Genomic DNA, 12653 nt, shown 5'->3' with positions numbered 1-12653 from the left:
GACGCAACTGCCTGATTCGTTTCGAGAGCCGGCGCTCGCCGGCTCTTTTCTTTTGGTCGCCCGTCAGGCGAGCTGACGCTGCATTCCGGGGGCCGCCTGGTCACCCGTCGTCGCCGGCAGGAACAATTGCTCGAATTCCGGCATGGGCAGCGCCCGGCTGTACAGGTGACCCTGCAGATAGTCGCAGCCGAAGGCCCGCAGAAACGCTTCCTGGCGGACGTTCTCGACATGCTCGGCCACCGATTTCAGACCGAGCGTGCGCGCCATGGCCAGGATTGTCTTGACCAGCGCCCGATCGCTTTCCGTGTGCTCGATGTCGGCGACGAAGCCGCCATCGATCTTCACCTCGTCGAATGGAAGCTGCTTCAGATAGGCCAGCGACGAGTAGCCAGTGCCGAAATCGTCGAGCGAAAGCCGGATACCGAGTTCCTTGATCTCCGCCATGCGCCACCGCACATGCTGATGATCCTTTGCCATCACGTGCTCGGTCAGTTCGAAGGTCAGCATGCGCGGGTCGATGCCGTGCTTGGCGACAAGCCTGCGGACCATTGGCGAAAAATCGTCGCTGGAGAAGGACTGCACGCTGACGTTCAACGACAGCCGCAAGTGGCTCATCGCCGGCCGGGTGCTCCAGTCGGCCAGCGCCCTGAAACCCGCATCGAAGACGAAGCGCGTCAGGTCGTCGTTGAGACCATATTGTTCGGCCAGCGCCACGAACTGGTCCGGGCGAACTTGACCGTGCTTTGGGTGGTTCCAGCGCACCAGCGCCTCCGCCGCGACGACGCGGCCCGTGAAGTCCACCAACGGCTGGAAATGCAGGTCGAGCTGGTCGCGCGTGAAGGCATTACGCAAGTCCGACAGAAGTTCGAAGCGTTCCGACTGCCGGTCCATGTTCGCCGCATCGAACAGCGCCAGGCCGTTACGCCCAGCGGCCTTCGCCTGGTACATGGCAAGGTCGGCGCGTTTCATGATCTCGTCGGCGCGCTGGCTGACGCCGTTGAAAACGACAACGCCGATGCTTGCTGTCGCAACATGGTGCTGGCCGCCTAGGTCGAAGCCTTGGTTCAGTTCCGCCAGGATGCGGTTGCCGGCGGTGATGGCCTTCAGGGTCGCCAGCGCCGTCTCGCTTTCGGTCTGGTCGACGACCACCACGAACTCGTCGCCGCCGATACGCGCGACGATATCCTTGGTCTCGACGCAGGAACGAAGCCGGTCCGCGACACGGACGAGCAACAGGTCGCCCATGTCGTGCCCCTGCGTGTCGTTCAGCACCTTGAAGTTATCGAGGTCGATGAACAGCATCGACGCGTGCTCGCCGCTGCGCTCGCAATGCGCCAGCGCCTCCGTCATGCGGCTGAGGAACATGCGCCGGTTCGGCAGTTTCGTGAGCGGATCGTAATAGGCCAGTTCCTCGATCTCCATTTCCTGCCGTTTGCGGGCGGAGATGTCGGAGATATAGCCATACCAGTTGATCTCGCCGTTCACCGCCTCGGTATGGGCGTTGATCCGCACCCATTTCTCGGTCCCGTCCCGTGCGCGGATGCGGAATTCGCAGTCCCAGGGAACGAGTTCGTCGGCGGATCTGCAGTAAGTCTCGTAGAAATGGGACCTGTCCTCGTCGAAGAGCAGTTCGTCGAAGATCTTCGGATTGGCGATCTGCTCCTCCGGCGGAATGCCGCTTATGCGCGAGGCGCCTTCGCTTATGAACAGCACGTCGCTATGCCCGTCGCCCCGGCGGACGAAATGGAAAAGCCCGACTGGAAGCCGCTGCGTCAGCTTTCGGAACTGTTCTTCAATGACCAAACGCCTGATCGTCTCGGTGATCTCGCGGACAGAGCCTTCATAGAACAGCGGTTTGCCCGTCGTCCTGTCGTGGACGAGCCGAGCGGATTCGGTGATCCAGATGCGTTCGCGCGACTTGTGACGATAGATCTCCGAGACGAAATCCTCGACCTTGCCGTCACGGTTGAGGATGGCACGGAACTCGTCGCGCCGATCGGCACGAACGTACCATTCCTTGCCGATGTCGAGAACGCCGGCGAGCATCTCGGGTTCGTTGTCGTAGCCGTTCAGCTTTACCAGCGCCTTGTTGGCGCTCAACTGCTTGCCTTCCAGCGACGAGCGGTAGATCCCCTCGGAAAGGTTCTCGACCAGTTCCCTGTTGTTCTCTCGGTCATCGAGGCTGCTGAAATAGAGGCGCCGATAACGCACCACCCAATAGGCAAGCAGGGCGGAAAACAACAGGCTCGCCGCGAGCAGCCATTCCTTGCCGGTGCCAAGCTCGTAGACTGCGCTCAGAAGCGATTGCATGACCCGCCGCGAACGATTTCCCCGACGCAACCATAGGAGGCGGACATTAGAATAGTCTAAACGGCGCGTAGGAAACCGAACGGCTAAAATCCGCGCGAAAACCGGCCTATGCGCGCGGATTCCAAAGTTTTGCCGCCGCCTCGTCCGCTTCCATTGCCTCGACCCAGTCGCCGGCCGATCCGTCGCGGCGGTGCTCCTTCTTCCAGAAAGGGGCGCGGGTTTTCAGGAAGTCCATGAGAAAGGACGCCGCCTCGAATGCCGCCTGGCGGTGGGAGGAGGCCGCAACGACCAGCACGATGTTTTCGCCGGGTTCGATGCGACCGTGCCGGTGGATGGCGGTGAGCCCGAGCAAGGGCCATCGCTCGATCGCCTGGCGGGCGATGCGGGCTATTTCGGCCTCCGCCATGCCGGGATAGTGTTCGAGTTCCAGCGCGGCCAGGGTTCCGGCCTCGTCGCGGCACAGGCCCGAAAAGGTGACGACTGCGCCAACATCCGCCCTGCCCTCGGTCAGTCGGCCGATCTCGGCGGCGGTGTCGAAGTCCTCCGCCTGGATGCGCACGACGGGCTCGAGCACGCCCAACAGATCAACCTCCCGTCATCGGCGGGAACAGTGCGATCTCACGCGCTCCTGCTAGCGGCTCGTGGTGGCCGACATGCTCCTGGTTGATGGCGACGCGGATGGCCTCGGGATACTTCAGGGCGTCGCCATAACCTTCGCCGCGCTCGCGCAGCCAAAGCAGAAGGTCGCGGACGGATTCCACCTCGGCCGGCAGGCTGACCTCTTCCTGCCCGGTTCCGATGCGCTCGCGCACCCAGGCGAAATAGATCAGCTTGACGGTTTTTTCGCTCATTCGTCAACGATGTGCTTCAGCCCGGCGCGGAAATAATCGTAGCCGGTATATAGGGTCAGGATAGCCGAAACCCAAAGCAGGAAGATGCCGATCTGCGTCCAGTAGGGCAGGATCCGGTCGCCGACCGGACCGAGCAAAAGGAAAGCGATTGCAACCATTTGCGCGGTTGTCTTCCACTTGGCAAGTTTTGTCACCGGCACGCTGACCTTCAGTTCCGCCAGATATTCGCGCAGGCCGGACACCAGGATTTCACGGCAGAGAATGATGATGGCCGCCCACAGCGACCAGCCGGCGATGCCGCCGCGATGGTCGGTGTCGGCGGCAAGCAGCAGCAGGCAGGTGGCGACCAGCAGCTTGTCGGCGATCGGATCGAGCATGCGGCCGATGTTGGAAGTCTGCTGCCAGGCCCGCGCCAGGTAGCCGTCGAGGTAGTCGGTGAGACTGGCGATGATGAAAATCGCGAAGGCGCTCCAGCGGGCGAATTCGCTGGATTGCAGGCGGCCTTCGAGGAAAAAGCAAAGAACCACCAGCGGAACCGCGAGAATCCGCCCGTAGGTCAGCATATTCGGGAGATTGAACGCGCGTTTGGCCATTGTTTTCGTCGCTTTTGCCTAGCCGTACTCAAATCAGACGAGGACGTGGGGGGTCAACTGGCCAAATCGGATGGACCAGCCTGTAATGCAAGGGTTTTCGTTTCCCGGGCATCGCTATTTATCCCCGCCCGTCCGGCCAAGGCCGAACGCTCCGCGACGCGCGTGAAGTCCGGAAGATTCAACATCTTCATGATGTTAGCCTGTCAGCAAGTCGAAAAAGCGCCGGCGGGCTTGTTTTTCGGCCCCAAAAACGCGCTTTGCACGATCCAAAACCGGCTTGCGGCTTGTCGACGCGGACATTTGTATTCGCGCGACATCGCGCTTTGCGCACGCCGGCCCCAGCCACTCCTCAGCTCTCGTGAAAGTGGTTGTAGACGGTCCGTGCAACCGACTCCGAAATGCCCTCCACCGCCATGAGATCGTCGATGGCCGCGCGGCTGACCGCCTTGGCGGTGCCGAAGGCGAGCAGCAGCGCGCGCTTGCGGCCGGGGCCGATGCCGGCGATCTCGTCGAGCGGGTTTTTCGTCATCTCCTTCTTGCGGCGGGCGCGGTGCGAGCCGATGGCGAAGCGGTGGGCCTCGTCGCGCAGGCGCTGCACGAAATAGAGCACGGGGTCGCGCACCGGCAGCGAGAAGGACGGTTTGCCTTCGGCGAAGAACTGCTCGCGGCCGGCCTCGCGGTCGCGGCCCTTGGCGACGCCGATGGCGGTGACGCGGCCGGCGATGCCGAGGTTCTGCAGGATGGAGCGGACGGCCGACATCTGGCCCTGACCGCCATCGATGAAGATCACGTCCGGCCAGGCCGGAAAGACGCCGCCGGCCGGCTCGAAATCTTCCAAGTCGGCAGTCGCGGCCGGTTCTCCTTCGGAAGCCGCTTCCTTCAGCAGGCGGGAAAACCGGCGCTCCATCACCTCGCGCATCATGCCGAAATCGTCGCCGGGCGTGATGTCGGTCGAGCGGATGTTGAACTTGCGGTACTGGTTCTTCACGAACCCTTCCGGGCCGGCGACGATCATCGCGCCGACGGCGTTGGTGCCCATGATGTGCGAGTTGTCGTAGACTTCTATGCGTACGGGAGTCTTCTCCAGCCCGAACGTCTCCTTCAGACCCTCGAGCAGGCGGGCCTGGGTCGAGGTCTCGGCCAGCCGGCGCGCCAACGCCTCGCGGGCGTTCTGGAGCGCGTGGTCGGTCAGGTCCTTCTTCTCGCCGCGCTTCGGAACGGCGATCGCCACCTTGTGGCCGGCCTTGGTCGACAGCGCCTGCTCCAGCAGTTCCTGTTCCTCGACCGCCTGCGCGAGAAGGATGGCGCGCGGCGGCGGCTTGTCATCGTAGAACTGCGCCAGGAAGGAGCCGAGCACTTCGGCCGCCTCCAGCGCCGGATCGGCCCTGGGGAAATAGGCGCGGTTGCCCCAGTTCTGGCCGGTGCGGAAGAAGAACACCTGGATGCAGTTCTGACCGCCCTCCTGGTGGAGAGCAAAAACGTCCGCCTCCTCGACCGATTGCGGATTGATGCCCTGGTGGCTCTGCACATGCGACAGCGCGGCGAGGCGGTCGCGATAGATGGCGGCGCGCTCGAAATCGAGATCGCCCGAGGCCAGTTGCATCGCCTCGGCGATCTGCGTCTTCACCTTGAGGCTACGGCCGGACAGAAAATCCTTCGCCTCGCCGACCAGCTCGGCATAGTCGCCCGAGGAAATCTCGCTGGTACACGGGCCGGAGCAGCGCTTGATCTGGAACAGCAGGCAGGGCCGTGTGCGCGCCTCGAAAACCGAATCCGTGCAGCTCCTGAGAAGAAATGCCCGCTGCAACGCGTTGATCGTGCGGTCGACAGCGCCGGCGGAAGCGAAGGGGCCGAAATAGTCGCCCTTTCGCGAACGCGCGCCGCGATGCTTGAAGATGCCGGGCGCGGGATGGTCGCCGGTGACGAGGATGTAGGGAAACGACTTGTCGTCGCGCAGCAGCACGTTGAAACGCGGCCGCAAGCGCTTGATAAGATTGGCTTCAAGCAGCAGCGCCTCGATCTCGGTGCGCGTCACCACAAATTCCATGGTGACGGTCTCGCGCACCATCCGGCCGATGCGGTTGGTGTGGAAACGGCCCTGCGCATATTGGGTGACGCGCTTCTTCAGGCTGCGCGCCTTGCCGACATAAAGCGCGTCGCCGGCGGCGTTCATCATGCGGTAGACGCCGGGCGCGTTGGGCAGGCGTTTGACCAGCGTCTGGATGACGTCGGCGCCGACCTTGCCATCGGCGTCGCCGCGGTGCGCGCTCCAGTCGATCGCGGTGAACGGCAGTTCCGGACCCGCCGCCGGAGCGACCTCGACCGGAATGTCGTCTTCCTCATCCGTCACGGCGTCGGGCAGATAGCCGGCAACGTCGTCCGCAGCCTCGCCCTTCTTCGGGATCGGCGGCATTCCGGTCTGGCGGGCGGCTGAGCTCATTCGACCATGCCTGACACGTCCGGCGTCTCCCAGGCAAGATGCTGGCCGCCGTCGAGGCAGACGATCTGGCCGGTGACCGAGCGCGCCTGCCACAGGTAGCGGATCGTCGCTCCGAACTCGGCGAGTTCCGGGCCACGCCTCAGGATCAGCCCGTCGACCTGTGCCTGGAAATCGGAAGGTTGCTGCTTCTCGTTGGCGAAGGTCGGCCCCGGCCCGATGGAGTTGACACGGATGCGCGGGGCCAGCGCCTGGGCCATGGTGCGGGTCGCCGCCCACAGCGTCGACTTCGAAAGCGCGTAGGAGAAATAGCGCGGATTGGGCCTCAGCACCCGTTGGTCGACGATGTTGACGACCAACCCCTCTCCGTCGTCCGGCAGGCGCTCGGCAAGCGCCCGCCCCAGCGCCACCGGCGCCTTGACGTGAATGGCGAAATGCCGGTCCCAGACCTCCCAGTCGAAATCGGTCGCCGAATCGTCCACGAAGACCGACGCGTTGTTGACGACGATCGACATTGGACCAAGCGCGGTCTCAGCCTCACCGACAAGACTTTCTGCGACCGCCATGTCGGTCAGGTCGCCCGTCACCAGCGCCGCCCTGCCGCCGCGCGCGCGGATATCGGCGACCAGCCTCTCGCCTTCCGCCCGCGACCGGTTGACGTGGACAGCGACGCCGAAGCCGTTTTCCGCCAGATCCTCGACGATGGCCCGGCCGACGCGTTTCGCGCCTCCAGTCACCAGCACGTTTGCGGAATGTTGGGACAATTTTCCTGCCTCTGTGGTGAATGGGCGTCCGCAGCGCAGTCGCCGGAAAACCGATTTACCGCTCATTCGTTGATCGGGCGGGATTATGACGAGGCCGCCACATTTACCGCCGTGCGGCGAACAAGCCGGCTTATCGGAACCGGCTATATAAGGCGCCGAAACCCTTGCACCAAGCGGCGCGGGCGGCGGTCGCGCGAGGTTGCTGACAAACGTCCGTTGCACGGGCGCAACAGGTCGGCATGGCCTCAATCCCGCCCGCGAAAGATCAAATTTTTTGTGCGCTGCGGCCTCAATTGAACGCGACATTCGGAACCGTCGAGCACCCCGCCCTGTTCCTCCCGTCTCGGGCTGGGCTCTTCCGAACGTGACCACAGCGTAACGCGTATCTGTGGCGAAGGAGCATAAATATGTCAGCAAGACTAAAATTCGCACGCCCCGCCGCGGCCGCAATCGGCCTCGTCGCCCTGCTGGGCGCAACCGCGGCGCAGGCCGCCGACGCCATCGAGGCCGTGCCGGAACCGGCGGTGCCGATGGAAGTGCCGCCCGTCGCCAGTTGGACCGGCGCCTATCTCGGCGTCACGGGAGGCTATGGCTTCGCCGGCCGCTCTGACGATGACAGCACCGGCGCCAGGGTCGAGACCGACGGTTTCGTCGGTGGCGCCTTCGCGGGTTACAATTACGACCTCGGCAACGGCGTCGTGACCGGCATCGAAGGCGACGTCGGCTATAGCGGCGTCGAAGGCAGCAATGACGGCGTGAGGGTCAAGGGTGGCGTCGACGGTTCGCTGCGCGGCCGCCTCGGCTACACCGTTACACCGGACTGGCTGGCCTATGTGACGGCCGGCGGCGCGGCCAAGCAGATGAAGGTGGAGGCGGCCGGCGACTCGGATTCGCAGACCCAACTCGGCTGGACCGCCGGCGTCGGCACCGACGTCAAGCTCACCGAAAAGGTGTTCGGCCGCCTCGAGTACCGCTACACCGACTACGGCAACGCGGATTTCGATGTCGGCGGCGGTCGCAATGTCGACGCCAGTGACCATCGTGTGCAGGTCGGCCTCGGCCTGCATTTCTAGGCTTCAAGGCATCCAATTCAGGAAGGCCGGGCGTTGCGTCCGGCCTTTTTGCTGCCTTGCGAAGGGTCTTGTTGTCCGGGGCGGCCACAGCCGACCCCTGCCGATCTTCAGGCTCTACTTAGAAGTAACACTGCGGGCCCTTGCCCTTGGCGTAGGCGCTGCGCTCGCCGCACTGCTTGCCGTTGAGCATCAGGTCGTAGGGACACTGGCAGTCGCCCTCCTGTGGCGCACGGGCGGGACGCAGCGCGCCCCACATCGACTTGTCCTCGGGCAGCGAGATCGGCATAGCCGTCGGCGTCGGCTCCTCCGCGACGGCGGGCTCAGCCCCAGGCTCCGGCGCGACGTCCTCCTTGGGTCGCGGCGCGAAAGCGAGTTCAGGAGCCGGTGCGACCTGCGGCACGGTGGCCACGGCAGGCGTCGGTCTCATCGGGTCGGCCGGCCGCGCGACCGAGGGAGAGCCGGCCTTCAGGTAATCGCCATGCACCCAGCCGACCAGACCGTCGACGGAAACCTTTCGCCATTTACCTTCGGCGACGGTAGCCTCTACCGGCTGCCCGCCCTTCAGCGTCGCAACCACGGCGCTCGACGTGCTCGCCTCCTTGCGCAGGCGCACCTTCTCGCTGGTCAGCAGCGTCTCGGTGCGCGCGACCGGTTTTTGCGGACGCGGGATCGAGGCGGTGACGATCTCCGCCGGCTTTGGCGCGGGCGCGGCGGCAACAGCCGCCGGCGGCGAGGGCTTCTTCTTTTCAACCGACGCGTGCTCGTCGCGCTGGCGCTGCCAGTGCTCACGCTTCGGCGGCTCCTGCATCATCGCCCAGGCGCCGGCCACCACGGCGCCAAGCACCAGCCATCGCAATCGCGGCAGCTTCATCATGGATGCTGCCGCAGATTTCGAACGGGACTTTGCTTTTGCCGGTTTCTTGGCCATGCGTTCATCATGACCGCAATGGCTTAAGGCTTGGTTTACCACGATGACGCACCGCCTGGACCAGCCTTTGCCGGCGACTAACAGTTGCATCGCCCGCCGATGCTTGCCAAACGGCCCGCATGCAAACCCAATCCAATCTCAAGGCGGCCTTCTGGATGGCATGCTCGCTGGGCTGCATGCTCATCATGACATGGGCCGGGCGCGAGACGACGCGCGAACTCGACGTGTTCCAGGTGATGGAGATGCGCTCGCTGATCGGCCTGCTGATGCTCTACCCGCTGATCCGCCTGGCCGGCGGGTTCCGCGCCATGGCTGCGAAACGGCCGCTTCAGCATGTCGGCCGCAACGTGGCGCATTATGCCGGCCAGTTCCTGTGGCTCATGGCGCTGACGATGATTCCGCTGGCGCAGTTGATCGCCATCGAGTTCACCACGCCGATCTGGACGGCGCTGCTGGCGGTCAGCTTTCTGGGCGAGCGCATGACGCCGCCCAAGACAATCGCAATCGCGCTCGGCCTGATCGGCGTGCTGGTGATCGTGCGGCCGGGCGTCGCCAGTTTCGACGCCGGCCAAATGATCGTGCTGGCCGCGGCGGTCGCCTTCGGCGTCTCCATGACCATGACAAAATCGCTGACGCGCACCGAGTCGGCGGTGCGCATCATCTTCTGGATGCTTGTCATCCAGTCGCTCATCGGCCTCGTGCCGGCCGTTCTGGTGTGGAAGACGCCGTCGGCAAGCCTCTGGCCGTGGATCCTGCTGATCGCCTTCGGCGGCAGCTACGCGCATTATTGCATGGCGCAGGCGCTCTCCAACGCAGACGCAACCGTGGTGACGCCGATGGACTTTTTGCGCGTGCCGGCAACGGCGGCGCTGGGCTATTTCGTCTATTCGGAAAAGGTCGACCTGTTCACGGTCCTGGGCACGGTGCTCATCCTGTCCGGCAACCTTTTGAACCTCGCCGTGCGGCGCAAGGCGGCGGAGCCGGTAGAGGTGCCATAAGGAACTACGCGCTCCGCAACGCCGCTCGCACCCGCTCGACGCCGTTGACGATCACCGCCTCCATTGCATCGCGCGCGCCGTCTGCGTCGCGGCGGCGTATGGCGTCGACGATGCGGCGGTGGGTGGACTCCGCCTTGTGGATTTCGCGCAGGTCGGCGCTGGGCGATGATAGCTTGAACACGCCGACGAGCGCCGCCTCGATCAGCGCGCCGACCGAGCGCATGAACGGATTGCGCGAGGCTTCCGCCACCGCGAGATGGAAGCGCAGGTCGGCCATGGCGTGGGTCTCGGCGGTGTGCTCCGTGTCGCCCATGTCCATCGCCAGGCGCTCCAGCATGGCGATGTCGTCGGCCGTGGCATGGCGGGCGGCCAGCCCCGCCGCATAGGGTTCGAAAGCCAGCCTGATCTCGCTCAGATGGACGAGAAAGGACTCGTCGATGCCGGCCTCGAAGTGCCAGTTGAGGATGTCGGGGTCGAACAGGCTCCAGCTTTCGCGGCTGGTCACCTTCGTGCCGATGCGGGCGCGCGGCACGATCAGTCCCTTGGCGGCCAGTGTCTTCAGCGCTTCCCGCAGCACGGTGCGCGAGACGCCGAAGCGGGCCATCAGTTCGGCGTCGCCGGGAAGGGTCTCGCCGCTGGGGATGGCGCCGGAGACGATGTCGCGGCCGAGCGAATCGACTATGTGCGCATGGTTGTTGCGCAGCCTCTGGCCGGAGATCACCGTCTGGAGAAGGCCCATTGTCGGTTTTCGTAAGCCTCCAAATACCTCGTCAATCTCGATAGTGGACCATTCCGGCCGGCTAGCTATGCAGTATCTGGAACACCCCTCATCCGAGACGAAGGGTGTTCCTGACATCAGCCTCTCAATGGTTGTCCCGCGGAATGCCCATGGTCTGGGCGATGCGCTGGTAGTGCACTGCCGGCTCCAGTACCGCGCCGGTCTCCATCTGGCCGACCATGGAGCGCTGGATTTCCTGCCACGGCGTCTGGTGGGCGGGGTATTTGTAGCCGCCGCTGGCCTCCAGTTCGGTGCGCCGGCGCGCCAATTCCTCGTCGGGGACGAGGATGTCGGCCGTGCCCTTGGCGAGGTCGATGCGCACGCGGTCGCCGGTCTTCAGGATGGCGAGGCCGCCGCCGGCCGCCGCTTCCGGCGAGGCGTTGAGGATCGACGGCGAACCCGACGTGCCGGACTGGCGGCCGTCGCCGATGCAAGCGAGCGCCTTGATGCCGCGCTTGATAAGGTAATCGGGCGCACGCATGTTGACGACTTCGGCCGCGCCCGGATAGCCGATCGGGCCGGCGCCGCGCATGAACAGCACCGTATGTTCGTCGATGCCGAGATCGGGATTGTCGATGCGGGCGTGATAGTCCTCCGGCCCGTCGAACACCACGGCCGGCCCCTCGAACGCGTTCGGGTCCTTGGGGTTCGAGAGATAGCGGTCGCGGAATTCCGCCGAGATTCCGCTGAGCTTCATGATGGCCGAGTTGAACAGATTGCCGCGCAGCACGCGGAAGCCGGCATGTTCCTTCAGCGGCCGGTCGATCGGGCGGATGACCCGCTCGTCTTCGATCTTGGCGTCGCGGCAATTCTCGCCCATGGTCTTGCCGTTGACGGTGAGCGCGCTCTCGTTGATGAGGCCCTTGCGCATCAACTGGTTGACCACGGCCGGCACGCCGCCCGCATGGTGATAGTCCTCGCCGAGATATTCGCCGGCTGGCTGCAAATTGACCAGCAGCGGGATTTCTTCCCCGTAGGTCTGCCAATCGTCGATCGAAAGTTCGACTCCAACATGCCTCGCCAACCCATTGAGATGAATAGGTGCGTTGGTCGAGCCGCCGATGGCCGAATTGACGCGGATGGCGTTGATGAAGGCGTCGCGGGTAAGGATGTCGGAGGGTTTCAGATCCTCGTTCACCATGTCGACGATGCGTTTTCCCGTCAGATAGGCCATTTCCTGGCGGTCGCGGTGCGGCGCGGGGATGGCGGCCGAGCCGGGAAGCTGCATGCCGAGCGCCTCGGCAAGCGAATTCATCGTGGTCGCCGTGCCCATCGTGTTGCAGTAGCCGGTCGACGGCGCCGAGGAGGCCACCAGGCTGACGAAGCCGGCATAGTCCAGCTCGCCGGCGGCCATCATCTCGCGCGCCTTCCAGACGATCGTGCCGGAGCCGGTGCGCTCGCCGCGGAACCAGCCGTTGAGCATCGGCCCGACGGAGAGCGCGATGGCCGGGATGTTGACGGTGGCGGCCGCCATCAGGCAGGCCGGCGTGGTCTTGTCGCAGCCGATGGTGAGCACGACGCCGTCGAGCGGATAGCCGTAAAGCACCTCGACCAGGCCGAGATAGGCGAGGTTGCGGTCCAGACCCGCGGTCGGGCGCTTTCCCGTCTCCTGGATCGGGTGGACGGGGAATTCGAAGGCGATGCCGCCCGCCTCGCGAATGCCTTCGCGCACGCGCTTGGCGAGGTCGAGGTGATGGCGGTTGCAGGGAGACAGGTCCGAGCCGGTCTGGGCGATGCCGATGATCGGCCGGCCCGACTGGAATTCTTCCTGGCTGATGCCGAAATTCATGTAGCGCTCGAGATAGAGCGCGGTCATGTCGGGGTTGCCGGGATTGTCGAACCACGCCTGGGAGCGGCGCGTCAGCTTTCCGTTGGGGTGGTGGGCTCCGTTTCCTGGCTTGCTCATATGCTTGCTTTCCTG

At 64.6% G+C, this 12653-nt stretch carries 11 protein-coding genes; 2 read left to right on the top strand and 9 right to left on the bottom strand.

Annotated elements, in window-relative coordinates:
- Positions 1-63: 63 nt before the first annotated feature.
- The 6 genes from RB623_RS09680 to RB623_RS09655 all read right to left on the bottom strand — a co-directional run bounded on the left by RB623_RS09680 (position 64) and on the right by RB623_RS09655 (position 6955).
- A complete protein-coding gene (locus RB623_RS09680; protein ID WP_308056583.1) occupies positions 64-2310 on the bottom strand; it encodes an EAL domain-containing protein in 2247 nt (748 codons plus the stop codon).
- A 106-nt stretch (positions 2311-2416) separates the two neighbouring features.
- Positions 2417-2893, bottom strand: a complete 477-nt coding sequence (locus RB623_RS09675; RefSeq protein WP_308056860.1) for a molybdenum cofactor biosynthesis protein MoaE — start codon at positions 2891-2893, stop codon at positions 2417-2419.
- Between the two features lies 1 nt (position 2894).
- Positions 2895-3161, bottom strand: a complete 267-nt coding sequence (gene moaD, locus RB623_RS09670) for a molybdopterin converting factor subunit 1 (RefSeq protein ID WP_308056582.1) — start codon at positions 3159-3161, stop codon at positions 2895-2897.
- Complete coding sequence (gene pgsA / locus RB623_RS09665; RefSeq protein WP_308056581.1) at positions 3158-3754, bottom strand: CDP-diacylglycerol--glycerol-3-phosphate 3-phosphatidyltransferase; 597 nt, start codon at positions 3752-3754, stop codon at positions 3158-3160. Before pgsA ends, moaD begins: the two co-directional genes overlap by 4 nt.
- A 349-nt stretch (positions 3755-4103) precedes the next feature.
- Complete coding sequence (gene uvrC, locus RB623_RS09660) at positions 4104-6167, bottom strand: excinuclease ABC subunit UvrC (protein WP_308056859.1); 2064 nt, start codon at positions 6165-6167, stop codon at positions 4104-4106.
- Positions 6168-6190: 23 nt separating this feature from the next.
- Positions 6191-6955: an SDR family oxidoreductase gene (locus tag RB623_RS09655; RefSeq protein ID WP_308056580.1), complete on the bottom strand. Its 765-nt coding sequence runs from the start codon at positions 6953-6955 to the stop codon at positions 6191-6193.
- Positions 6956-7362: 407 nt separating this feature from the next.
- Between RB623_RS09655 and RB623_RS09650 the strand changes: the two genes are divergently transcribed.
- Positions 7363-8028, top strand: a complete 666-nt coding sequence (locus RB623_RS09650) for a porin family protein (RefSeq protein WP_308056579.1) — start codon at positions 7363-7365, stop codon at positions 8026-8028.
- Positions 8029-8146: 118 nt separating this feature from the next.
- Here the strand turns inward: RB623_RS09650 and RB623_RS09645 are convergent, their stop codons facing one another.
- Positions 8147-8902 (bottom strand): SH3 domain-containing protein, encoded by a 756-nt coding sequence (locus RB623_RS09645; RefSeq protein ID WP_308056578.1) that lies wholly within the window; start codon positions 8900-8902, stop codon positions 8147-8149.
- Between the two features lie 173 nt (positions 8903-9075).
- Between RB623_RS09645 and RB623_RS09640 the strand changes: the two genes are divergently transcribed.
- Positions 9076-9954, top strand: a complete 879-nt coding sequence (locus RB623_RS09640) for a DMT family transporter (RefSeq protein ID WP_308056577.1) — start codon at positions 9076-9078, stop codon at positions 9952-9954.
- A gap of 4 nt (positions 9955-9958) precedes the next feature.
- On the opposite strand, the gene RB623_RS09635 is transcribed toward RB623_RS09640, so the two are convergent.
- Complete coding sequence (locus RB623_RS09635; RefSeq protein WP_308056576.1) at positions 9959-10693, bottom strand: FadR/GntR family transcriptional regulator; 735 nt, start codon at positions 10691-10693, stop codon at positions 9959-9961.
- Between the two features lie 124 nt (positions 10694-10817).
- On the bottom strand, positions 10818-12638 hold the full coding sequence (locus RB623_RS09630) for an IlvD/Edd family dehydratase (protein ID WP_308056575.1): 1821 nt from the start codon (positions 12636-12638) through the stop codon (positions 10818-10820).
- Positions 12639-12653: the final 15 nt, after the last annotated feature.

The sequence above is a fragment of the Mesorhizobium sp. LHD-90 genome, from assembly GCF_030929505.1.
In the GTDB taxonomy this organism is placed as follows: domain Bacteria; phylum Pseudomonadota; class Alphaproteobacteria; order Rhizobiales; family Rhizobiaceae; genus Kumtagia.
This window is presented reverse-complemented; position numbering and strand designations above follow the sequence as displayed.